The sequence below is a fragment of the Baaleninema sp. genome, assembly GCF_049974805.1.
Lineage (GTDB): Bacteria > Cyanobacteriota > Cyanobacteriia > Cyanobacteriales > Geitlerinemataceae > Baaleninema.
In genome coordinates this window covers 1-24,030 of the sequence record NZ_JBNGCO010000081.1, presented here as the reverse complement: position 1 = coordinate 24,030, position 24,030 = coordinate 1, and the positions used below count along the sequence as shown (strand labels likewise).

At 49.7% G+C, this 24,030-nt stretch carries 21 protein-coding genes; 8 read left to right on the top strand and 13 right to left on the bottom strand.

Annotated elements, in window-relative coordinates:
• Positions 1-169: 169 nt before the first annotated feature.
• The 8 genes from ACP5D4_RS15180 to ACP5D4_RS15145 form a co-directional block, all read right to left on the bottom strand.
• Positions 170-484, bottom strand: coding sequence for a hypothetical protein (locus ACP5D4_RS15180; protein WP_428012468.1), 315 nt, complete (start codon positions 482-484; stop codon positions 170-172).
• 137 nt (positions 485-621) lie between these two features.
• The gene (locus ACP5D4_RS15175) at positions 622-3,450 is read right to left on the bottom strand and encodes an ATP-binding protein (RefSeq protein WP_428012467.1); all 2,829 of its coding nucleotides are present in this window, start codon (positions 3,448-3,450) and stop codon (positions 622-624) included.
• Positions 3,451-4,239: 789 nt separating this feature from the next.
• Positions 4,240-4,527 carry an Asp-tRNA(Asn)/Glu-tRNA(Gln) amidotransferase subunit GatC gene (gene gatC / locus ACP5D4_RS15170; protein ID WP_428012466.1) on the bottom strand — a complete coding sequence of 96 codons (288 nt, stop codon included), beginning with the start codon at positions 4,525-4,527 and terminating at the stop codon, positions 4,240-4,242.
• Positions 4,528-4,569: 42 nt separating this feature from the next.
• A complete protein-coding gene (locus ACP5D4_RS15165) occupies positions 4,570-5,088 on the bottom strand; it encodes a photosystem I assembly protein Ycf3 (protein ID WP_428012465.1) in 519 nt (172 codons plus the stop codon).
• Between the two features lie 111 nt (positions 5,089-5,199).
• Positions 5,200-5,877, bottom strand: coding sequence for a 2-C-methyl-D-erythritol 4-phosphate cytidylyltransferase (gene ispD, locus ACP5D4_RS15160; RefSeq protein WP_428012464.1), 678 nt, complete (start codon positions 5,875-5,877; stop codon positions 5,200-5,202).
• A 193-nt stretch (positions 5,878-6,070) separates the two neighbouring features.
• Positions 6,071-6,469 carry a hypothetical protein gene (locus tag ACP5D4_RS15155; RefSeq protein WP_428012463.1) on the bottom strand — a complete coding sequence of 133 codons (399 nt, stop codon included), beginning with the start codon at positions 6,467-6,469 and terminating at the stop codon, positions 6,071-6,073.
• A gap of 139 nt (positions 6,470-6,608) precedes the next feature.
• Positions 6,609-8,219 (bottom strand): hypothetical protein, encoded by a 1,611-nt coding sequence (locus ACP5D4_RS15150; protein ID WP_428012462.1) that lies wholly within the window; start codon positions 8,217-8,219, stop codon positions 6,609-6,611.
• A 42-nt stretch (positions 8,220-8,261) separates the two neighbouring features.
• Positions 8,262-8,690 (bottom strand): hypothetical protein, encoded by a 429-nt coding sequence (locus ACP5D4_RS15145; RefSeq protein WP_428012461.1) that lies wholly within the window; start codon positions 8,688-8,690, stop codon positions 8,262-8,264.
• A gap of 274 nt (positions 8,691-8,964) precedes the next feature.
• Between ACP5D4_RS15145 and ACP5D4_RS15140 the strand changes: the two genes are divergently transcribed.
• Positions 8,965-10,062 carry a calcium-binding protein gene (locus ACP5D4_RS15140; RefSeq protein ID WP_428012460.1) on the top strand — a complete coding sequence of 366 codons (1,098 nt, stop codon included), beginning with the start codon at positions 8,965-8,967 and terminating at the stop codon, positions 10,060-10,062.
• A gap of 11 nt (positions 10,063-10,073) precedes the next feature.
• Entirely contained in the window at positions 10,074-12,626 is a 2,553-nt protein-coding gene (locus tag ACP5D4_RS15135) for a CHAT domain-containing protein (RefSeq protein ID WP_428012459.1), read from the top strand.
• A gap of 188 nt (positions 12,627-12,814) precedes the next feature.
• Here the strand turns inward: ACP5D4_RS15135 and ACP5D4_RS15130 are convergent, their stop codons facing one another.
• The 3 genes from ACP5D4_RS15130 to ACP5D4_RS15120 all read right to left on the bottom strand — a co-directional run bounded on the left by ACP5D4_RS15130 (position 12,815) and on the right by ACP5D4_RS15120 (position 16,152).
• Entirely contained in the window at positions 12,815-13,672 is an 858-nt protein-coding gene (locus ACP5D4_RS15130; RefSeq protein WP_428012458.1) for a TdeIII family type II restriction endonuclease, read from the bottom strand.
• Position 13,673: 1 nt separating this feature from the next.
• Positions 13,674-15,068, bottom strand: a complete 1,395-nt coding sequence (locus ACP5D4_RS15125; protein ID WP_428012457.1) for a DNA cytosine methyltransferase — start codon at positions 15,066-15,068, stop codon at positions 13,674-13,676.
• 292 nt (positions 15,069-15,360) lie between these two features.
• Positions 15,361-16,152, bottom strand: a complete 792-nt coding sequence (locus tag ACP5D4_RS15120; RefSeq protein WP_428012456.1) for a YdcF family protein — start codon at positions 16,150-16,152, stop codon at positions 15,361-15,363.
• Positions 16,153-16,308: 156 nt separating this feature from the next.
• On the opposite strand from ACP5D4_RS15120, the gene ACP5D4_RS15115 reads away from it, so the two are divergent.
• Complete coding sequence (locus ACP5D4_RS15115) at positions 16,309-18,744, top strand: GH116 family glycosyl hydrolase (RefSeq protein WP_428012455.1); 2,436 nt, start codon at positions 16,309-16,311, stop codon at positions 18,742-18,744.
• Between the two features lie 120 nt (positions 18,745-18,864).
• On the opposite strand, the gene ACP5D4_RS15110 is transcribed toward ACP5D4_RS15115, so the two are convergent.
• Complete coding sequence (locus tag ACP5D4_RS15110) at positions 18,865-20,226, bottom strand: 2-succinylbenzoate--CoA ligase (RefSeq protein ID WP_428012454.1); 1,362 nt, start codon at positions 20,224-20,226, stop codon at positions 18,865-18,867.
• Positions 20,227-20,231: 5 nt separating this feature from the next.
• Positions 20,232-21,164 carry an o-succinylbenzoate synthase gene (locus tag ACP5D4_RS15105; RefSeq protein WP_428012453.1) on the bottom strand — a complete coding sequence of 311 codons (933 nt, stop codon included), beginning with the start codon at positions 21,162-21,164 and terminating at the stop codon, positions 20,232-20,234.
• A 79-nt stretch (positions 21,165-21,243) separates the two neighbouring features.
• On the opposite strand from ACP5D4_RS15105, the gene ACP5D4_RS15100 reads away from it, so the two are divergent.
• The 5 genes from ACP5D4_RS15100 to ACP5D4_RS15080 all read left to right on the top strand — a co-directional run bounded on the left by ACP5D4_RS15100 (position 21,244) and on the right by ACP5D4_RS15080 (position 23,778).
• Positions 21,244-21,468 (top strand): type II toxin-antitoxin system HicA family toxin, encoded by a 225-nt coding sequence (locus tag ACP5D4_RS15100; protein WP_428012452.1) that lies wholly within the window; start codon positions 21,244-21,246, stop codon positions 21,466-21,468.
• Positions 21,465-21,695, top strand: coding sequence for a type II toxin-antitoxin system HicB family antitoxin (locus ACP5D4_RS15095; protein WP_428012451.1), 231 nt, complete (start codon positions 21,465-21,467; stop codon positions 21,693-21,695). Before ACP5D4_RS15100 ends, ACP5D4_RS15095 begins: the two co-directional genes overlap by 4 nt.
• A gap of 85 nt (positions 21,696-21,780) precedes the next feature.
• Positions 21,781-22,497 carry a DUF488 family protein gene (locus ACP5D4_RS15090; protein ID WP_428012450.1) on the top strand — a complete coding sequence of 239 codons (717 nt, stop codon included), beginning with the start codon at positions 21,781-21,783 and terminating at the stop codon, positions 22,495-22,497.
• Positions 22,490-22,939 (top strand): DUF488 family protein, encoded by a 450-nt coding sequence (locus ACP5D4_RS15085; protein ID WP_428012449.1) that lies wholly within the window; start codon positions 22,490-22,492, stop codon positions 22,937-22,939. The genes ACP5D4_RS15090 and ACP5D4_RS15085 overlap by 8 nt, the downstream gene beginning before the upstream one ends.
• A 110-nt stretch (positions 22,940-23,049) precedes the next feature.
• Positions 23,050-23,778, top strand: a complete 729-nt coding sequence (locus ACP5D4_RS15080; RefSeq protein ID WP_428012448.1) for a dual OB domain-containing protein — start codon at positions 23,050-23,052, stop codon at positions 23,776-23,778.
• Positions 23,779-24,030: the final 252 nt, after the last annotated feature.

The following is a 24,030-nucleotide window of genomic DNA, read 5'->3' as shown; positions in this document are numbered from 1 at the left end:
CAAACCGTGAGGTCTGGAGAATCGCCGCTCTTTTAAGGCGGCGAGTATGTCAAGCACCCTACCCATTCTCTCATCATCCCCTCATCCCCTCATCCCCCCATCCCAAAAGATCCCCGGCATCTCGAAGATGTCGGGGATCGGGGTAGATTAATGCTATTGGTGGAAGGGTTTACGCAAACTTGGCGATGCGGCGTTGATAGCGCAGATCGGCTTTAGCGTATAGTTGACGCAGTTGAACGATGCGCTCTTTCCACTGTTTGAGGGTGTCCACGTCGGGAGATTTCAGATAAGCCTGAAACGCTTCGCGTTCGGCTTCTACCAAACGCTGACACAGCAGAACCGCTTCTTGAACCAGAGGATTGTGGTGAGACGGAGGCGTGGGGTTAGGATTGAGGGTTTTGTACAGGTAGTACAGAAAATCGATCGCGATGAAGCTCCCCACAAAGCTCGGAATCGCAACGATGAGAAATTTAAGTTGATTCATAACGCAGCCAAAATTGAAACCAACGACCTGGCACAACCTTAGCATTATTAGGAGATCGCGAGGAGGTGAGGAGGTGAAGAGGTGAGGAGGTGAAGAGATGATGGGATGACGAGAAACTGTTTTCCGTTCCCCGTTTCCTATTCCCGGCTTCCTATTTCCTGCTCCCTATTCCCTTCTTGACAGCGTTCGAGAAGGTCCAAAATCGCTCGTTCTTGGAAGGTTTTGACCAGTTGCGAGATTTTATGGAAGAAGGGAAGATATTTCTCCTCTTCGGCGGCGAGTTGTTGGGCGCGTTTTTTAATGCCTTTGAGATGGCCGCGCTTGGCCATGTGCAACAAGTCCTCTAACTCTTCCGGCGGCGGACTCACCCAGTTCTCCTCGTCGAACTCAACCGTCAAGTTCTCGGGTTGAGAGTGCAGGTGAGACGCATTCGCCGTTGGCTCGTCCGGGCGAACTTCGGAATACACCCAATCTAGCTTCAGATGAAGTTGCAGCAGGTCGAGTAACTCCTCGACTTGGACGGGTTTGGGAAGGAAATCGTCGCCTCCTGCGTCTTGGCTGCGAGATTTGTCGATTTCAAAGACGCTGGCCGACGAGGTGATAATCGGCACGCTCTGGAAGTCTGGCAGTCGGCGCAAGGCTTGTATCATCTTGAAGCCGTCGAGTTGCGGCATGACCAAGTCAGTGATAATTAAATCGGGGCGATGTTGCTGGGCTAACTCGAGTCCTTCCTGTCCGTCTTGGGCTTCCACCACCTGGAAACCGAGGGGCGCGAGTAACTGCACCACGACGGATCGATTTTCCCATTTGTCATCCACCATGAGAATGGTTTTTGGGGAACCCTGGTAGCCTTCGATTTTGTCGTACCGGGCAGCGGCGACGTTTGCCCAATCCCGCGCGACGGGTAAGACTAAATCGAACCAAAAGGTACTCCCCTGTCCCAAGACGCTGCGAACTTGGATTTCTCCTCCCATCAAGGTCACGATTTTTTGGGCGATCGACAGTCCCAATCCGGTCCCTTCTGCCATGCGATGGGCTGCTCCCACTTGCTCGAAAGGATGGAAGATTTTCTCAATTTGGTCTTCGCTCATGCCAACTCCGGTATCTTCGATCTCGAAGCGGACTTTTGCTGCCGCTTCGCCGGAATCTTCGGTTTGGGTGTGGGCGATGACGCCGACTCGGAAGCTCACCGCCCCCCGTTTGGTGTACTTGACAGCGTTCCCCAGCAGGTTGATGAGGACTTGGCGCAGTCGCTTTTCGTCGGTGCGGATGGCTTCGGGCAGTTGGGAGGTGGCTTGATAGTTAAAGCTTAAGCCTTTCTGGGTGGCGCGAATCTGACAGATTTCTGCGACCCCCGTTAGAAATGCCGGAAAGTGAAATTCGCTTTCGTACAGTTCCATTTTCCGGGCTTCGATTTTGGATAAGTCGAGAACGTCGTTAATCAGCGTCAGCAGGTGAGAGCCGCATTGGTGGATGATTTCGACCCCCTGTCGCTGTTGGTTGAGGTCTGGGCTGCGTTGGAGGATTTGGGCGTAGCCGAGAATGCCGTTGAGGGGCGTCCGCAGTTCGTGGCTCATGTTGGCGAGAAATTCGCTTTTGGCGTGGTTGGCGGTTTCGGCGGCTTCTTTGGCTTCTTGCAGTTGTTGGGTGCGCTCTTCGACGCGCTCTTCGAGATGGCGGTTGGTTTCGGCGAGGGCAGCAAAGGAGCTTTGCAGTTGCGTCGTCATCTGGTTAAAGGCATGGGAGAGGTCGTACAGTTCTCGGATGCCGTTTTCGTGGACGCGGCGATCGAAGTGGCCTCGGGCGATGTCGCCACTGGCTTGGCTGAGACGTTCGAGGGGACGGGTCATGCGACTGGCGGTCCAAATCCCCAATCCGGCGGTGATGACGAGGGCTACGGCACAGAGGGCGATGGTGCTGCGGGTGTTGGCGTTAATCTGAGCCATGAAGTCGGCTTCGGGAACGACGACCACGATGAGCCAGTTGAGACCGACGGCGTCTTTGTCGGTAAAGGGTAAGATTTGGGCGAAGTAGCGATCGCCCTGGTGTTTCCAATTTAAGGCGTCTGCTTGCGGCACTCGTTCCCAGTTGTCGTAGGTTTGGGTCAGGTAACGTGCGGTTTGGCGGACGAGGGGATCGTCGAATTCGTTGGCTCGGACGCGCTGGGGTTTCGGTTGGGCGAGCTTGAAGGGCGATGCTTCGGCGGAACTGGCGACGAGATGTCCGCTTCGATCGACGATAAAGACTTTTCCCGATTCGCCGACTTTTAAGGTTCGTAGGAATTCGCTGAGTTGTTCGATACTCCAGTCGATGGCTAAAATGCCCAGTAGCTCGCCGTTTTCGTTGTAGTAAGGCTCTCCCAAGGAGGTGGCGAGGGTGGGGGGATGAATCCAGGCGTAAACGGGCGTCCAGGCAGGCTCTCTGGTTTGTTGGGGGACGCGATACCAGGGCCGCACGCGGGGGTCGTAGTTGGGAGAGGAAGACAGGAGACGCTCGCGATCGCCGTTTTCGTCGATGCTGTAATGTCGCAGTTGTCCGCTGTTTTCGGTGACTTGGTAGTTGAGAGTGCCGTCGTCGTTGAGTTCGATTCCGACGAATTCGCCGTCAGCTCGGGCAAACTGGATGTAGCTGACTTGGCGATCGAAGGTTTGGATTTGGCGCCAAAAGTACCGCTCCATCGATCGCAGGTCGTTGGGATCGAGCTGTCCGAGAGCCAGGGCGCTGGCATTGGTGCGATTGATGGCGTGGGGGACGGCAAGATAGGCGTCGAGTCGCTCTTTGACCCGCGTGTTGACTTCTTGTTCGAGCTGGATGACGATATCGTTGACGGCTCTCTGGCCGTTCCGAAAAGAAAGCCATCCTACGAGACTCACGGCAATCCCCATTTGCAAGATGAAGGGAACGACAATGACGAGCCGGAAGGGGCGCTTCTGTCGGGCGAAACCTGGGAATGCAAACCAAGACATAGGACATTCGAGGGAACGAGTTTCTGGGTCGGTTGATTTTTAAAACTTTTTCTCGATCTCGATCGAATTGGCTGGAAACTCGCCGAGCCTACGATCGGACTCTCGCGATTGCTGTTGGGGTCTATTTCAACTCGGGGTCTGGGGAAAAACAACGAGGTTCGTTGAAGTTCTGGCAGTTTGTCTTCAAGGCGACTGGGTTTGAGTCGTCGGGTTTAAGTGAGTTGGGAGCGGTCTTTATTCGCTAGATTGAAAGTAGTATTGGTTGATAAACGTTGTGTTTTTCAGACAATAATCTGTCTTTTTTGTGCAGATTTAGGTTAATTTTAGGTTAAAGAAAATTAAAATTGTCATGAAAATTAAACTCGAAAGATGCCAGTAAAAAACACCAAATTAAATTCAATAAAATTGTAGATCGATTTTAATTAAAAGAGTAGGTCTTCCTTCAACAGCCTGAGATAAACCTATGTGTTTTTACGGAGACGGCAATGGAAGACAGAGCGATCGCACGACAAAAAAGAGAGGCGCATCTCAACGCCGTCAACCGCCCAAGACCGAGTCTGTCCAAGTCCGAAGCCGATTCAGCGTCTCGCGTTGAAAAGCCCCCCAGTATTTGAAAAATACTGGGGGGCTTTTCAGGGTGCATCTCACTTTTGTAAATATATGAGTCTGGAGTAGTTTGGGTGGAGCGAGAGCGAAACCCAACAACAGCTCAATTTACCGCAGAGACTCCGATCTTATAAATTTGCATTTTTGAGATGCACCCGGCTGGTGACAATACGATTGACAGCTCTACAGAATCTTGGGAACCTTGAAAAAGTCTCCTTCCTGTTCCGGCGCACTTTCAAGTAAATCGTCGCGATGGGGATAGATTTCCTGTCGATCCGATCGCGCGATGTTTCTCATATCCATAATGTGAGCGGTGGGCTTCACATCGTCGGTGTCGAGTTCTCGCAATTGTTCTACATAGTCGAGAAGCTCGCTCACTTGTCCTGAAAACTCTTCTTCTTCGGCTTCTGTCATTTCCAGACGCGCCAAGTGCGCCACTTTGTGGATTTCCTGTTTGTCGATCTGAGTCATCTGTTCTCCTTTGGAAACTGCTTGAAACGCCTTGAAACTGGTTTAGATACCGTCCACAGAACCCCGTCCGGTGGTTTTCATCCAGTTTTGAGCTTCGATGTAGTTGTTCGGTGCTAGACGCACGGCTTCTTTCCAGTAACTCGCCGCTTTGTCGAACCACTCTTCGGCTTCGTCAGCGTTCCCGGCGGCTTTTTCCCGTTCGCCGCGAAAGTGGTAAATGACGGCGATGTTGTTAAAGGCTTGGGGCATCCGGGGATTGAGTTCGACAGCCTCGAAGTATTTTTCTAAGGCTTTCTCGTGTTCGCCGTTACTGGTGTGGATCAAACCGATATTGTAAAGGATATAGCTGCGATCGTTGGGGTCTTCTTCCAGTTTGAGGGCTTCTATGTAGTTTTCCATGGCCTCGGCGTATTCGCCGTCTGCTTGGGCCGACATTCCGTCGCGATAGTAGGCGAAGGCTTCTTTGGAAGACTGTTTGGTCGGCAGAATCTTCAGGATGATGTCTGCCATCACTGTGAAGGTTTTGTCGATGAAGTTATCGTTGCGCTGTGTCCGTGGCATGGCAGGGTTAAGGGGTTTGCTATGGGGTCTCGGTTGTTATGAATGCGAGGGTCTAGTCTTCTAGTTTAATGTAAGGCGATCTCAGGCGATCGCGAATTGAGACCTGTTGAATTAGCGATGGTGCAGGATGAATTCGGCGATGGTGAGATCGATGGGGGTGGTGACTTTCAGGTTGGTTTCTTCTCCTTCGACGATTTTCACCGACAAGCCGCATTTCTCGAACAGGGCTGCATCGTCGGTGACTTCCCAGCCTTCGCGAATGCCTCGATCGTGACATTGTTTGAGGAGTTTGGCGTCGAAGGCTTGGGGGGTTTGCGCCGCCCAAAGGTTGTTACGATCGGGGGTGTCGCAAATCGTCATCGCTTCGTCTACGACTTTGATCGTATCTTTGACGGGAACGGCGGCGATGAGTCCGGCGCAGGTTTTCAAGGCGTCAGCGCATCGATCGAACAGTTGCGGCGTCGCCAAACATCTCGCTCCGTCGTGGATTAGGACGTGGGTGGCGTCGTCGGGGAGGGCTTGCAAGCCGTTGTACACCGATTGTTGTCGCGTGTCGCCTCCTTGGATGAAACGCACGGGTTTGCTCAGCGATAGTTGGCTGAGGATGGTTTTGAAGTCGTCCCAGTCGCGAGGTTGGGAAAGCAAGCCAATCCATTCGATTTGACTCGAAGCGTCGGCGGCTTCGAGCGTCCAGGCGATGACGGGTTTGTTGAGAAGGGGAAGGAGGAGTTTGTTTCGATCGCTCCCCATGCGACGCCCCGAACCGGCGGCGGGAATCAGTAAGTGCATCGTAACTGTGGTGTTTCGGGCTGACCCTTTTTTGACATACTCCCGTATTGTGCGGGTTTGGCTTCCGGTTCGAGAGACTGTTTATAAAACGTTACATCCCGCTGCGAGGTGGGGATGAGGTGGGGATGAGCTTGAGAACCCCGGCATCTCCAAGATGCCGGGGTTCTGGGGGAAGTGCAACCAGCAGCAGGTGTTACAACCGGAAATCTAATGCCCGAACGGGTCGAACGAAACTCGAATTGGCTCGAACGAAACAAATATGATTGGTCGCTGAGCTTCCCACCCACAGCCAAGGTAAGTTTCGATCGTCATAGGAAATTTGAGGCGAGTTAAATGTTTCTCCCCGCATGATAGTGTTAGAAACGGGATAGTTATAAAAATCGTTGCTTCCGGTTGGAGAACCTTCGCTTCGATTTAAGTAACGACAGTTCAAGCCATTGGGATCGGGATCGACGACTTCCCACTCCCAAGGCATATAGGAATTGTTGGGATCTGAGGGATGATAGTCACCGTTATTGTCCATGACGGGACGAGATTCTGATGCAACAGCGATGCTGGAAGAATCGGAGTTCAGCATTTTTGGAGCCACCATAAAACCTAGGCTTGTTCCCAAAAGTGCCGTCAGACTGACTGATAGGATTTGACGATTTAACACGATATAACCTCAAGGTTTTCGCCGCAGTAGGAGCGCGTTATCGTAACGCAGCGATTTTTTCAGGGATAAACTGGCATTAAACGATGCTTGGAGAAGACAACGAGTAAACTTGTCCGATTTCCTTGAGAAGTGCTACCCATCGATCTTCGTCGGAATCGTCGAGGATTTCTGCGAGTTCGACTACTCGATGTAAATCGTCCCGATTGTCTTCGCTGGCAAGCATTTGAGAAACGTCAGAATCGAAAAGCGATAACAGTCGATCGTACTCGATCGAGTCCGACGAACCATATCTTTTCCACATAATTCGATCTTCAGTAAAGGCGACGCCTTCTTTTCCATCATCCCAAAGACTTGTATCCACAAAGGCTAAGATTTGTTCTTCAGGACGAACGGATAGCCAATTTGATAAAGCATTCGATAGTTTGTCGAGTGGAATGTTAGGAGATGAAAATCCTTCATAACTGGCGTAGTATTCGTCAATATTTGAGGCTAAAAAATCTCCTAAAGACCCAGATGTAGAAATCTCAGTTGGAGTATAAATTCGAGTTTCAAGCTGCTTTAACGTCCCTTGGTCGCGTCTTTTTCGTCCTTTCAAAAACGACCAAATCAGAAACGCGGTTCCTGACGCGACTAACGCCGCACCTCCGGTTAAAACCCCCAACCCTCCCAAGGCTGAAATCGTCGCAGTAATCGCCGCACCTCCAGAAAGACTCCCTGCAACACCCAAGGTACTGGCCGCCGTCCATGCGGCTAATACGGATGCTGCGCCTGCAAGGGTTCCCGAACCGATGGAAAGTCCTAAATTTAGCTTATCTTCTCCGTCGAGTTCGGAGACGAGGGCGATCGATACTAATCCCGCTGCTCCAATGAGTGCTGCGCCGCCTGTGGCGACGGCTAATCCACCGAGCATTCCCAAACCCCCTGCTGCAACGGAACCGCCGCCGAGGGTGGCTAAGGTGGCGTTGGTGGCTGCGGCTCCCGATAAACTACTCAAGCTGACTCCGGTGGCGGTTTCGGCTCCGATGTTCGACAGGAAGCGTGTCGCTTGCGGAACGAGATTCGCTCCGTTTGCGTAGGTGTCTTGGATGTCCTCTTTTAAGTTTTTGGCGTCTCCTACAGTTTGCAAGAAGCTGGCAATATTTTCGGATAAGTCTTTGCTGTCGCTGACATCACCTTGACGGGTTACGGAATAGACGACTTTCGCGTTTTTTGGAATATCGGCTTTGAGAATAAATTCGTCGAGGTCTTGTAGGAGAGGCGCGACTTCTTCAGGAACGGGTTTTCCGTCACGAACGAGTTGGTAAGTAGCTAGATATCCTTCTTTTTCAATTTCCGTTAGGCGAGAACTTTCTGAGATGGCTTTAACGAGGATTACATTTACCGTCAATCCTCGGGAATTCGCGCTTGAAATAGTATAGAGATTCTTGATTTCGCTAGGTAGTTCAGATGCAGCAACAATCGAGTCTAAATCTTTTAAGGTTTTGAAGTTGGGAATAGGATCTTTGGCGCGGACGTAAGCAAATGTCCCCCAAATCTGTTTTTTCTCTTTTTGAGAAAGATTTGAGGTCGTGAGTGTCGATTCGATCGCCTGTTGAATTCCCAGCAACCGCGAATTGGTACTCGCCAGCAAATAGCGATCTTTTACCTCGTCTTCCAGTTTCGAGGAATCGATAACGTAATCGAGCAATCCCAGAGCGGTTAAATCGCTGATATACCGAGCTTCTTCGATCTACTCGTATACCATTTTGCACTTGGATTTACTGGCGTCTTGCAAAAACGAAGTGTTCTCGATTTCTTCGTAGATGCGATCGGCAATGCGGATTTCGCGATCGTAGAGGGTATGACAGACAATCGTAATGTCGTTTCCTTCTAATCCAGCGTTTTCTAAGACGAGTTCTCGCCCTTCCGTTGTGCGGCGTGGAATGGAGATTTCAACGGTTTCTCCCGAACGGAGAATTAGGTTTTGCTTCCCACCGCGCCTCGCCGGAATGTAAGGCACGAAAATATGATAAGTCTCTTCAAATTCTTCTGAGTCGTTGAAGGCTAAATCTCCAGCGAGAGCCGGAGCGATCGCCAAATAATCCTTAGTCAGATAACCGAGCGTCGCAAGTGCAATTCCTTTGAGCAGATGACGGCGCTTTGTCTCGAAGGCAGTCATATTGAATTGTTGGGTCAATAGTCAGGATTAGTATAAAACAAAACCCACTTTTAAATCGTTACACTGTTTGTTTTTGCAAGAATTTTTTACAAAAATCAACGTTTTATCGACCTTGAAAAATACCCCGTCTAACCTCTCGGTGTTTTTTGGACGATTTTACGGGAAATTCCTAAAATTGTTATATTTCTTCACACTTTAAGCCCAAACCCCCATCGTCCCCAAATCCTGAAAGCCAGTTCCTACAATAAAAGTATCGAGTTCGCTACAACTCACTATGCACGTATCGCGATCGAGCTTTTCCTTCGGAAGCGGAGACTTCTTTGTATCCGTCGACGGCGGGGCCCTGACCGTCAACTTTGGCGGCGTCAATCCCCCCAGTCGTACCACTGTCATCAACAGTCTCGTCACGCCTCCGGTTATCGAAAATCCCTACGGCGATGCTGAGGTGTTTCTCGATGTGGATTCCCTGGAAGCGATTTCCGAAACGCAACCGGATATTATTGTCGTTAATCCTCAAGGAACTGTCACGCGCATTACTTCGCCGTCGGGGTTTTCTTTTGAGTCGGGGGTGGGAATTTCTGAGGATCTGTTCGATGGCGATCGATTTGTTATCGAAGAACCCAACGTCCGATTTGTCGATTCCAATACTCGGATGTTTCGCGGCGACGATACCCCCGATAACGTCCGGGGAACTTCTGAAGGCGATACGATTTCGGGATTTGACGGCGACGATATTTTACGGGGACGCGGTGGGGACGATGTTATCTTCGGAAACCGCGATGAAGACCGGATTTACGGGGGCGATGACGAGGATACGATTCTCGGGGGACGAGATGATGACGATTTGTTTGGGGACGATGGCGACGATATTCTCAATGGAAATCGCGGCGACGATCGAATTCTCGGAAACGACGGCGACGATATGCTTTTCGGGGGTGGAGACAACGATATCCTCGAGGGGGGAGACGGCGACGATACTCTAATTGGCGATCGCGGGGCAAATCGACTCGTGGGAGGTGCGGGTTCGGATATGTTTGTATTGCGGGGAGATGTGGCGATGGACGACGCGAGTCGCACTCGTCCCGAAAACGCCGATTGGTTGGTAGATTTTGAAACCAGCGAAAGAACTCCGTTCCGCTGTCGCGATCGCATTCTGTTGACGGACGGGTTGACGGTAGAAGATTTAAGGTTTGAAACCGTTTCCCTCGATGGCGCGGTATTAGAGAATAATTTCGATCGATTCTCCGACGATGGATTATTTTCTAACCTATCCAACGTGACCGCTATACGCTTGGAGGAGATCGATCGCTATCTCGCTTTTGCTGTCGGGGTAAGTGCAGAAACCTTGCGAAATTGCATCGAATCCCGTTAAACACCTAAGTTATGTCTTTGTTGACCATGTTGTTTGTTCGCCGCTTGCTTCGTACCTCCGGTTTCCTCTCGTTGGCTTGTCTGATGGCGTGGAGCGTTCCACTGTTGACTCAAGCTGCGGTAGAACCCCGTCCCACGGCTTTATACGCAAATTCTGAAAATCCGTCGGAGTCGGCGGCGCGTTTGGTCGATCGCGGTTTGGAACGCTACCGCCTCGGCGATTACCCCCAAGCGATCGAACTCTGGGAAGACGCCCTGGAATTCCCCCTCACCTCCGAAGATACCGCCATTGTGCTGGGGAACCTGGCCGCCGCCAGTCAGCAACTCGGACGACTCCAAGAGGCGGTATTTCACTGGGAACAAGCCCTCGAAATCGTTCGATCGCAACCGGACGCCGAAGAGCAAATCGCCCAAATTCTCACCGAACAAAGTCAAGCCTACGACGCCATGGGACAACACCAACGGGCGATTCGCCTGTTGCAAGAGGCCCTGACGTTGGCGGAAAACACGGGCGATCGCGCTACGCAAGCGGCAATTCACGGCGGGTTGGGGAACGCTTACTGGTCTTTGGGACAGTACGAAGAGGCCATTACAGCTCACGAAACCAGTTTAGACCTCGCCCGCCCCCTCGGTCTCGAGGGTTTCGTCTCCACTGCCCTCAACAATCTTGGAAACGTCTACGCCAGTCGCATTCGCCACCACCGCTATCAAGCGAACGTGGCAGAATCGGAAGGGGAATTCGACGAAGCCGAACGCTTGCAAGGGGAAATCGATGCCGATCTCGCCGCGATGTTCGAGGTGGTGAGTCAAAGTATCGCCGCCAGTGAAGCCATTGGCGGAATGATGCAAGTGCGGGCGTTGTTGAATTACGATCGACTGTTGCAAGAGTTTGAAAATCCGGATATCCGAGAAATCGCAGCCAATCGATCGAAAATTCTGCAAGTGTTAGGGGAGGAACCCAACTCCCGCCAAAAAGTCTTTGCTTTGATTAACCTAGCGGTCGATCTTCAGGATACCGCCGATCGATCGCTGAAAATCGATCTGTTGCAACGGTCGATCGCTATTTCTCGGGAAATTGGCGATCGACGGGCAGAATCCTTCGCCCTCGGCACCCTCGGAGAAACTTACGAACACAACCAACAATACAACAAAGCCCTCCAACTCACCCGAGACGCCCAATTCGCCGCCCAGCAAGTGAACGCCTCCGACAGTCTCTATCGCTGGCAGTGGCAAGCTGGACGCATTTACAAGGCCACGAACCAACCGTCACAAGCCCTCACCGCCTATCGCAACGCCATTTCCACCTTACAAAGCATCCGCAGCGACATTATCGCCACCAGTCAAGACGTGCAGTTCGACTTTCGCGATTCCGTCGAACCCGTTTATCGGGAACTCATTGATTTGCTGTTAAACCCCGAGACTCCCGGCGCCAAACAGCAGAAACTGCAAGAAGTTCTCGACGTACTGGAACTGCTGAAATTGGCAGAGTTACAAAACTTTTTCGGCGACGAATGTGTGGAAGTGTCCCAATCGATCCTCTCAGAAGACGGACGCCTTGCCGATCCCAACGCAGCGGTGGTCTATACCATCATTTTGCCCGATCGCACCGCCATTTTACTGCAACAAGCGGACGGAACCCTTTCGGATTACAGCGCATCCATCACTGCTGAGGAACTACGATATGACGTCAACAATTTCCGTAGCCTTCTCGAAAAACGGGGAACCAACGAATACTTAGCCGAAGCCACGCGGTTGTACGACTTGCTGGTACGTCCGTTGGAAGCGGATTTAGCGGAAATTACCCCGGAAACTCTGGTCTTTATTCAAGATGGCGTGTTGCGGAAAACTCCCGTGGCGGCGTTGTACGATGGCGAATCGTTCCTCGTGGAAAAATATGCTTTGGCAACGACGCCGAGTTTGCAGTTAACCACGGCTTCCGAGAGCCAGTTAACTCGCAAAAACGCTCTCATTGTAGGGTTGACGGTGGAAGTACCGCCTTTTGCCCCCCTCAACAGCGTTGAATCTGAAGTGAAGGGGGTGCAGGAGATTCTCGGGGGAACGGCATTGTTGGATGATGAGTTTACGGTGGAGAATTTCGAGAACCGCTTGAACGACGAGAATTATTCGATCGTTCACATGGCGACACACGGCAAGTTCGGCGTCGATTCGGAGAGTACGTTTTTGCTGGCGTACCACGATCGAATTACGATTGAAGAGATGGATGCGTTGTTGCGATCGCGTCGGACTTCCGGGGCGGGCAATCTTTCACCGTTAGAACTGTTAGTATTGAGTGCCTGTCAAACTGCTGCAGGGGACGATCGATCGGCGTTGGGAATTGCCGGGGTTGCTGTGCGGGCTGGGGCGAAAAGTGCCTTAGCCAGTTTGTGGTTTATTAACGACTCGGCCACAGTTCCTTTAGTTGAGGAGTTTTACCGCCAATTGGGAACGCCGGGAACGACAAAAGCCGAAGCCTTACGTCAGGCGCAATTGAAGGCGATCGATAGCTTAGAAAACAACCACCCCGGCGTTTGGTCGCCGTTTTTACTGATTGGTAGTTGGCAGTAATGACATTTTTCAAAAGTCATCAGAGGTCTGTATGGGCGAACGGTGTTCGCCCGAATTCAGGTGATAATCTATAGCAATATTATCGAAAATTGGGATAATTGTAGACCTCAAAATTTTCAAATTTTTGGGAATTTCTTGGAGTTTTTCGTATTTCTAATTATTCCAGGGAGCGAGGCGTGAATCCATCGCTATTTTGAAGGTTCATCGCCGAGATAAAACCCAGAATCGTCGGAGGGAGGTTCCATTCCCAGAAACTCTCGATAAATTCGAGGCTTATATTCCTGACTCAATTCGTTAACTGCCCGAATGAAGGCTTGGTAAGTTCCCACACCGCCCAGCTTATCCCAAAATTCTTCGCCGATTAAAACCACTGAATCGGTGGTCATATTAAACCAGCGTCGAGGCGGCGACCAAGCATAGTTTTCTTTATCTCCATAGGGATTATAAGCCAGCGCAAAATAAGCATCCGAAATTACCGCAGGCTCCATACTATAAAGCTTGAGTATTTTTTCTTTACTCACTTTCGTTTGGTCGCTATTCGGCAAGGGAGCTTTGATTTCAAAGCTATAGCGTTCTCCGGTTTTCAAATTTTCGGCGAAAACATCACAAACGACCGTCATCGGAATTTTTCGACCCCGACCTTTCAAAATATAGGAAAGTTCTTCTTTCCAATTAGGACGAACGCGATTTTTTCCTTTCTGACCGTGTTCTAAACGATTCAAGACTTCTGAAATACGATTCAGACGTCCTTCTCGAATAGTACCTCGAATCCTATACCCCAGTTCCGCCTTTCCGAGTCCGTGAATTGCCGCGATGATGGCTAACTTTTCCCACACTTTTCCAAAAGGGGTTACAAATTTTCGCTCGAAGTGAGACCCTTTGAAAATTTCATCGGGAACCAGGGCAGCATAGAGCGGTTTAGCCGCCCGATGTGCGTCGGGTGAAAAGGGTCTTTTATATAAAGCATTCTCGATGACACCATCCATCATTTCACGAATGAGGGATTGAATTTCATGCTTCATGCTGTTTGAGTCTGAAGGTTCCATATCAAACTTCGACAATGATGTTTAAAAGAGATTTAGACAGATGATAAACAACTGGAACAGAGACCGCATTCCCAAGCTGTTTTTTGGCGGTACTCTCGCGAATGGCGAGTTGAAACCAATTCGGAAAACCTTGTAATCGAGCATAGTCTCTCGCCGACAGGGGTTTGAATTTTTTGGGTTTGTAGATTTTCTGAATAAAAGTACGTTTGTATAAATTGGGTTCTTGACAGTCTAAAGACACCGTTGCCACATAGTCACGCATTCCCGTCGCGGTGAGGGTTCCAATTGCATCGGCGTGGGGCAAGATAATTTTTGAGACGCCATCAATACCAGCGGATATTTTTGAATTCACGAAATCGTAACCTCGTTTGAGAATTTTCCGAAGGATGCGCTTGTTGACAAGCTGTTCGAGTTCTTCGAGTTTGATATCGGCAATTAACGCTTGAAAATGCTCCAGGCTAAGCGGATTTCCATCTTTGTCGCCATACTTCTTTTTTCTGCGATTGCGAAGCAGAGTTTGACAAATTAATTTTTCCCGTGGCGTCGTTTCAATTAAATCCCAAGAATGAATCGTGGTATGTCCGTCTCGAACGTCGGTAAATAAGAAGAAGTCGTTCAACTCATCGTTTTTTTGAAATCGTCCTCGCGCAGCCGGAATTCTATCTCCAAACAAAATTTCAGGTGCAAATTTTTTCTTTTCGATGTCAGCGGACTCGACAGCTTCAATGAATTGATATAACTTAGTTTTTCGATCGAGCGGTTTGGGGAATTTAAAACTTTCGCTCCGATCGATCTCTTTTTGAATTCCCACAATGAAGACACGATCTCGGTCTTGTGACAAACCGAAATCATAGGAATTGAGGATTTCATATTTAACCGAATAATTCAAATTTTGGAAAGCGTTTAAAATGCAGTTTAAACTTTCTTGATGTCTTGGTTCAGTCAAGCCTTTGACATTTTCAAAAATAAATGATTTGGGTCGATTCAGTTCGACAATCCGAATCACATCAAACCACAACTGACCGCGCTCGTCATCAAAGCCTTTAATTTTTCCCGCGATCGACCAAGGTTGACAGGGAACACCGCCCACAATTAAATCGACGGACTGCGGCAGTTTACCAATATCTCGAACATCCCCTAAATTGACTTCTGGGCAGTTTAGGGATTGAAGAAAGTTTTTTTCATAGACTGCGATCGCTTCGCGATCGATTTCGGAATAGGCCACACATTTGCCGCCTAGCTGTTCTAAGGCAATTCTAAATCCGCCAATTCCCGCAAAAAGGTCTACGAACGTAAATTTATGCCGCACGCTATCCGGCGTCAGATCGATCTCAGGAACGAAGGATTGACAATCTTTAAATAAATTTAACTGTTGAACTACACTCGATTCAGCCATTCACCTAAAATCTGAAATTTGGACAATTGCAAAATTGAATCCCCTTAAAATACAGTTTAATACAACCGAGATATCGGGGACAGTGAGAGTCTTTCAGGGAAGCGTGAAGACAGGAAGAACAGCATCCGCACTCTAAACGACTCTACACTTTGAGTGCATCTCAAAAAATGGAAATTTATCACATCGGAGTCTCTGCAATGAATTGAGCTGTTGTTGAGTTTCGCGATCGCACTCACCTAACCTACCTCAAACTGACAAACACGCACCCTACCGTTATCAATTATCAAGTCCCCTAAAGCCATCCTCGTAACCCATACACGACAATTCCCACATATTCCTTGAGGGCGCGAGTGGTCAGAGCCAGTCGTTGAGCGTCGGGCATAATATTAAGGACGATCGCCTCCCAACTGTCAGACATAGCGGCGAGGCTGGCGTCTGTCACCAGAAAGTCCGTCGGGGCAGGGATGGCATCGATTCCCTGCTTCTTAAACACCCGCAGCGATCGCGGCATATGCAACGCAGAGGTGACGAGAAGAACCCGTTGAATTCCCCGTTCCTCGAGAATTTCTTTGACGTTGACGGCATTTTGATGGGTGTTGAGAGAGGTGCGATCGAGCAAAATTTGCTCTGACGGAACCCCCATCGCTTCGACAATTTTCGCCATGTCTTCGGCTTCCGAACCCACTTCGCCCCGCCAGCTAATGCGTCCGCCGGACAACACCACGTACTCGGCTTTCCCATCTAAATAGAGTTTTGCGCCGTAGAGGGTACGATCGCCCGCTTCGTTGACTTCCACCCAAGGACGCGGCGGCGAGGGCGATCGCGTCGCACCCCCCAACACCACGATCGCCTCTGCATTGGGAACCTCATCAGTGGGAATATGCTGACTTTCCAGCGATCGCACCAATCCCGCACAAACCCATCCGTTCGCCCCCGCCATCAACACCACAAACGCCAGGAAAACGGCAAACGCACCCCAGCGAGGGCGTTTCCACAACAACACCAACGACGCCAACATCAACAGCAGACTGAATCCCAAAGGATACACGAACAGCGGAAGGAGTTTGGAGAGAAAGAAAAACATCGCAACACTTCACCTAGAAACGTTCAACGAAACCTTAAACCACTTGAGTGGCCATCCCCCTTCTCGGTTCCCCGCCCAAAGAGCGATGATGCCATAATAAAAAACCCTCAATTATCAATTATCAATTGTCAATTATCAATTATCAATTCTAGACAGATGCTGAACTCTCCCCGTCCTCCCATTCCCGCCCAAACTTGGAACTGGACGTTCGATCGCGAGTGGAACGATCCCTACACCGTCCGCTATGCCAGCAATCTCGACGACGGCCCCAATCACGGAATGCCCCTCGGCGGCTTTGGGGCAGGTTGCATCGGGCGATCGCCCCGAGGAGACTTCAACCTGTGGCATCTCGACGGCGGCGAACATATCTTCCAAAACTTACCTGCCTGTCAGTTCTCCGTTTACGAAGAGAGCAACAGTAAAAGGCAAGCTTTCGCCCTCAGTCCAGAAACCCCATCAGACGGGAGCCTTAGCACATGGAGCCGTTACCCCAAACAGACGGAAGACGGCAAAACTACCGCCACCTATCGCGCTCTCTACCCTCGCAGTTGGTTCGTTTACGAAAAGGTTTTCGATACTATTCTTACCTGCGAGCAGTTTTCCCCCATCGTTCCCCACAACTACCAAGAAACCAGCTATCCCCTGGCAATTTTCGAGTGGACGGCCCACAACCCCACAGACGAACCGATTACCCTGAGTATTCTCCTCACCTGGGAAAACATCGCCGGATGGTTCACCAACAGCCTGAAATCCCCAGAAGTCCGAGTTCGCGACGACGGTAGCCCCGTCTACGACTATAAACCCCGCTGGGGCGAAAGCGGCGGAAACTTCAACCGTTGGATTGAGGATTTTTCCCGGTTGGGATGTTTGATGAACAGTGGCGACATCGGACTCGACGCCACGGAAGAGGGACAGGGACAATTGGTGTTGAGTACCGTCACCAATCCTGCGGTGGAAGTCACCTATCACACCCGTTGGAACCCTGTCGGCGACGGTGGGGAGGTGTGGAACAGCTTCGCCAGCGATGGGACTCTCTGCAACGAAGACGACGAAACCCCGGCCAAACCCGGCGATCGCATCGCGGGGGCGATCGCAGTTCGCTTCACCGTTCGTCCCGGCCGTACCCGGAAAATTCCCTTTATTTTAGCGTGGGATTTCCCAATTACGGAATTCGCCGCCGGAATTCAAGCCTATCGCCGCTATACGGACTTTTTCGGGCGCAGCGGTCGTAACGCTTGGTCGATGGTACGGACGGCGTTGAAGCATTCGGATATGTGGAAAGCGGCGATATTGGAGTGGCAACAGCCGATTCTCGAAGATGAGAATTTGCCGGATTGGTTCAAAATGGCGTTGTTTAACGAACTCTACGATCTCAGCAGCGGCGGGAGTTTGTGGACGGCGGCGGACGAGGAGGAACCGAAAGGCCGGTTTGGGGTGTTGGAAAGTTTCGATTATCGCTGGTATGAAAGTTTAGACGTGCGACTGTACGGCTCTTTTGCCCTGTTGCAGTTGTGGCCGGAGTTAGAAAAGTCAGTTTTGCGCGGTTTCGCGCGATCGATTCCCACCGCCGATAAGACGCCTCGCGTCATCGGTTACAACGGTGCCTCGGCGGTTCGCAAGGAGGCGGGGGCAACGCCGCACGATTTGGGGGCAGCCAACGAGCATCCTTGGATACAGACGAATTACACCAGCTATCAGGATTGTAATTTGTGGAAGGATTTGCCCTGCGATTTCGTGTTGCAGGTGTATCGGGATTTCCGGTTGACGGGTGGCGACGATGTGGAGTTTTTACGGGAGTGTTGGGGATCGATCGTGCAAACTCTGGCGTATTTAAAGGAATTCGACAAAGACGGCGATGGAATTCCCGAAAACGGCGGCGCACCGGATCAGACGTTCGACGATTGGCGGTTGAAGGGGATTAGTGCCTATTGCGGCGGGTTGTGGCTGGCGGCGTTGCAAGCAGCGATCGCCATTGGGGAAGTGTTGAAAGCTTCGCCGCCGCAGTGGAACGCCAGTAATTCTCGCGCCAACGTTCCCCCTCCCGAGGAAATGTTACCTGTTTATCGCGCTTGGTTGGAACAGGCGAAACCCCTGTATCACAACAGGCTTTGGAACGGCAGTTATTACCGCCTCGACAGCGAAAGCGGTTCGGATGTGGTGATGGCGGATCAGCTTTGCGGGCAGTTTTACGCGCAATTGTTGGGGTTAGAGGATATCGTTCCCCACAACTGCGCTTTAGTGGCGTTGCAAACGGTTTATGATAGTTGTTTTGTGAGGTTTAATGCCCATCGAACGGTTGCGATCGGGGCGGCTAACGGCGTGATGCCAGATGGTTCGCCGGAAGATCCCAACGCCACTCATCCGTTAGAGGTTTGGACGGGAATTAATTTCGGACTGGCGGCGTTTATGGTGTTAATGGGAATGCAAAAGGAAGCGTTAGCCATGACGGAATCTGTGGTTCGCCAAATTTATGAAGGTGGTTTGCAATTCCGCACCCCGGAAGCGATTACCGCTGCCCGTACTTTTCGAGCGGGTCACTATTTACGGGCGATGGCAATTTGGGGGCTGTTTATGATGTTGAAAAAGGGATAAATTCAGTATAAAAATTCAGATCCCCGGCATCTTGGAGATGCCGGGGATCTCGCCCCCACCAACAACCTCTAAGAAACCCAATTTTTAGAGTTCCTCGCCCCCACCGACAACAACCCATTTTTAAGATTTATCATTTTCAGGCATTGCCAATCGTTTGACTTCCTGAAAATTGACTTTACCGCGATTGTTGCGAGGCAATTGTTCGACGCGAATCCATTTTTTGGGATGCTTGTAAGAACTCAATATTTTTTTAAGTTTATTTTTGATATTTTGTGGTATGATATCCACCGGAGCGACATAAACCGCCGTAACGATTTCTCCCCAGTCAGAATCGGGAATTCCCACGACACAGATATCCTCGACAAAATGAATCGATCGAACGGCGTTTTCCACTTCTACCGGAAAGACGTTTTCCCCTCCTGTAATAATCTTTTGACTGTCTCTCCCCAACAGGTGTAAAAACCCGTTTTCGTCAAAATAGCCCGTATCGTCGGTGTCGAACTGCTGCAACCTCTCAGTTTTGCTAAGGGGAGAATACCCCAGCATCAAAGACTGAGAACGAATCGTCACCCGTCCGATTTCTCCTGGGGGCAAAGAATTTCCCAACTCGTCTAAAATCGAAACCTCAGCATGAGGTAAAACTCTACCGCTGCTGAAATTGCCTTTTAAAAACTCGTGAGGATGAAGCGTCACTACTTGCGACGCCGTTTCCGTCATTCCGTAAGTCAAAGCCACCGGAATCTCGAACTTTTTCGCGTTTTCTAACAAACTTTGCCAAGCGGGGGCGCCACCGAGTAAAACACCTTGAAATTGAGACAGCCAAGTTGCTGTTTTCGGGGAGTTGAGGAGGCGGTTTAACTGGGTGGGAACGAGGGAAATCCAGAAGGTTTCAGGTTCGAGGTTCGGAAAAGTTTCTGATTCGATCGACTTCGAGGAACAAATCACCAAGGTTCCCCCCGTGACGATCGATCGCATAAACTGCATTAACCCGCTAACATGAAATAACGGCAGCGTACAACAACAGTTAATCCTCTCGAGATGGAACTGTTGCTGAAACCCGAATACTGACGCACAAAGGGTTTCCCAAGTATGAACCGCAAAGCGAATTTTCCCTGACGATCCTCCGGTTGGAATGGCAATTCCGGGGGAGATTTCGCGATTTTTCCGAGAGGGGGTTGCAGAAACCGCCGTGGTTCCCCAAACCCCATCGAACTCTGCAATTTCCCGAACCTGTTTCCATTCCGATTCTCGCCAATTGGGATTTGCCAAAAACAGGGGAACTTTGGCGATGCAAGCGGCGAGAAATTTGGCTAAAAACACGACAGGTTCGGCTTCGCAAAGTAAAACAGTGGGCTGTGTTGGGAAACTCTGTAATTCGGCTAAAGTGCGATCGACAATTTCCGCAAATCGATCGCTTCCCTCCGCCACCAATTCAAACCCATCGCGACGCTGCTGAAAAAGCGTTAGCGGATCTACCATCATTCCTGTTAAAACTGCCGTAACAATCTCTCTTCGTCATCTGCAAACCATCCCTCGATACCAAATCCTACCGCACGAGGAACCGTTTGCAACCTCGCCGCCAGTCGCAACGCCGCCTCTCTTCCAATGCGAGTTTCAAACACCGATGAAAATACCGTATCGAGGCGATGATTTTCGCAGAGTTGGCATAACCGAGTCGGCGAACCTGCGATCGCAGCTTTCACGACGAAAACGCCACGCCAGCCGCGACGGATGCAAGTTTCTAATTGGCGGAGGGTGGCGACGGATTCATCGAGTGCGATAGTTGTTGTGTAGCGATCGCACAATTGCAGCATTTCATCGAATTCTGTCACGGGAAGAGGTTGTTCGAGAAATTCGATCGATCTTCCCTCGCAAGCCGCCAACCAGCGATTGGCGGTTTCCCAAGTTAACCCCCCGTTGGCGTCGAGGCGAAGTGTGGCGTTTGGCGGAAGAGACGAAAGCAGGCGATCGAACCATTGCAATTCTAACTCGATATCCGTCACGCCAATTTTCCACTTAAACGTTTTTCCAGCCTCGGGTTTCTGCGACTCCAAAACTGAGAAAACCGCCTCCCCCGTCGGTAACAGTTGACTGTGAGGAAGTTCGGTTTCAAACGGCATTTTCTCCGTCAAATCCAACCACGCCGACTCGAAGCCAAACTGAGACGCGGGAAGAGGTTCGGAAATCTCTAAAATATCCGTTTTTTCGATATATTCAGGAAACTGGCGACAGAGATGTAACGCCTGCTGAAACGTTTCCGAACCAAACTCAGGTAACGGTGCAATTTCACCGAAGCCGACGTTTCCCATTTCGTCGCTGAGTCGCAGCAAAATCCCCTCGCGAACTTCCCAGCTTCCGTGATGGGTTCGCAGGGGTTGGCAAAATTTGCGAGAATAGGGACGAAAGGCGAAACAGTACATTTTTAGACTTATTTGATGTCAAGTCTTGTCAAGTTAGCAAAAAATATGTCAAAATGGGTGGAGAATTCCCATTATTTTGATGCCCCGTAAAATACGAGAACTGAAATCTGAAATTTCTCGTGCAGGCTTTAGCTATCTACCTAAGCGAGGGAAGGGAAGCCACGAGCGTTGGCGTCATCCTCAACTCAGGCAAACATTGACAATTGCAGGAAAAAATGGAGATGATGCTCCTCCATATCTAGAAAAGCAAGTCAAACAATTATTAAACGAACTCAAAAATATAGAGGAAGGTGAAAACTCATGAGTCAATATAGCACGTTCGTTCAGTGGTCAGAAGAAGATCGACTGTTCTTAGTCACGATTCCAGAATTCGCCGATCGCGTCGTGATGCCTTGCACTCACGGCAAAACTCGCCAGGAAGCAATTCGCCATGCAGAAGAAGTTATCGAAATGTATTTAGAAGCTTGGAAAGAAGAAGGATTGTCGATTCCTGAACCGATGAATTCTAATTTATTTCAGAACGTTCGATGAGGTAGATTTCAGCCCAAATTTCAAATATACTCTTAAGTCCAGACTCGCACTCAGATCGATCGCCCCCTGAGAGGAGTTACCAATCATGACATTTTTTACTATCGGTCATTCCAACCATTCCTTTGAAAAATTAGTCGCACTTCTTCAACAACATCAAATTACCGCATTAGCCGACGTTCGATCGCATCCTTACAGTCGCTATTGTCCCCATTTCGATCGCGCCTTTCTCAAAAAGCACTTACCCGAATTTGGCATCGCCTACGTTTTCTTAGGCAAAGAACTCGGTGCGCGTGCTGAAGATTTGAGTTGTTACGAAAACGGCAAAGCCTTATACAGCCGAATCGCGCAAACTGAGGTATTTTCACAGGGGATCGATCGCCTGTGTCAAGGTAGCGATCGCTATCAGATTTCTCTGATGTGTGCCGAACAAGATCCCCTCACCTGCCATCGCGCCATTTTAGTCAGTCGCCATCTCAAAAAACGCGGATTTGACATTCAACATATTCTCAAAAACGGCGACTTAGAAAGCCAAGACTATCTCGAAGAACGACTGCTGGAAAAACACCATCTCGATCGATATCTTCAAGACTCTAGCCAACCCGAAGAACAGGCGACTCAACTGAGTTTGTTTGGCATCGAAGACAATTCGATCGAATCCAGCAAAAATTCCGAAGAAGAAGCGTTAAAATCCCTCAATAAAAGCGAACTTATCGAACTGGCGTATCAACGTCAAGGCGATGCGATCGCTTACGTCGATAAAACCATGAAAAACCTAACCCTTCAGGAGTCTGCTCGTGGCTAAACCCATCCAAATCTTCACCATTGGCTTTACCAAGAAAACCGCCGAAGTCTTTTTCAACAGATTAATCGAAGCAGGCGTCAAACGAATTATCGACGCCAGAGCCAACAACACCTCTCAACTCGCCGCCTTTACCAAACGAGACGACTTACGCTATTTCCTCAAAACCATCGCAAACATCGACTACATTCACGTTCCCGAATTTGCACCCTCCAAAGACATTTTAGACGACTACAAAAAAAAGCGAATTGACTGGAACGCCTACGAAGAGCGATTCGGTAAGTTAATTCGCGATCGAAAAATTGAAGACCAAATTTCGATCGAACTCCTAGACGGCGGCTGTTTGCTGTGCAGCGAAGCCAAACCCACTCACTGTCACCGCCGCCTTGTCGCCGAGTATTTCCAAGAAAAATTACCTCTCGACGTAGAAATTAGTCACTTATGACGATTTAACGCGATAAAAACCCGGTATTTACTAAATATCGGGTTTTTCAATCAGTCAAATTAGACTTAAAATATTACCTAAATATAACTCAACCAACATAAAATAGAACAGTGAATACATTTAAAATCCTGTGTTTGGCGAATTCGTTCAAGCATGGAGGACGGTGCATCGCTGGCATAAAAACCGATCGATCGGGTTGGATTCGACCGGTTTCTTGTCAATCCGACGGAACCTTAACCGAAGAAAATTGTAAACTCGCAAACGGTAAATTCCCCCAAATCTTTGACGTTATAAAAATTAACTGTACCGAACCCCGTCCGTCTCCCCATCAACCGGAAAACTGGGTGGTTTCTCCCAAAAAGTGGATGTTTTTAGGTCGTCCCGAAACCAAGTTTTTAAAATCTCTGTTAAAATCAGAAGTAGAACGCTCAAAACGCTATCAGTATCTGTTGGAAAATCCGATCGATCGCCTCGATTGGCAGTTTATCCAAGAGAATCCCCTCGAATCTTCTCTAAAAATAATCGCCCCCAAAAATATCACCTGGAAAATCACAACGCCAGATTTTATAAATCGAAAATACCGAGTATCGTTCCAGTTTTGCGAAGTATTTTACGACTTACCCATTACCGATCCCGAATGGCGAGAAACCTTAAGCCAGTTACCCGATGGGGACTATTCCGCCGCCGAAGCGATCGAACATCTAAACCTTCCAGATTTCCACCCCGACAACTTTCTATTTACCCTGAGTTTAGGAGAACCCTTTCAACCGCGATCGCCTGGAGAGTGGTATTGTTTTAAAATCGTCGCCGCCGTCATGAACTTGGATATTTACAGTTAATGCCAAAACCCAGAACCCCGGCATCTTAAAGATGCCGGGGTTCTCGCCTGAAACCTCAGAAATCGCATTAATTAAGATTGACGTATCCAATTTCACAGAGAACGAATCACTTGATTTTCCGACTTCGTTTCTCGTTCCCTCAAAAACCCGTTCAACACCTCCGCCGACACTATCGGAAACGCTAGACTCGACGGCGATTTCACGGAAAATACCTCGATACGTTTGGAAGCCCTGTCGCTTTAGCGCAGGGAG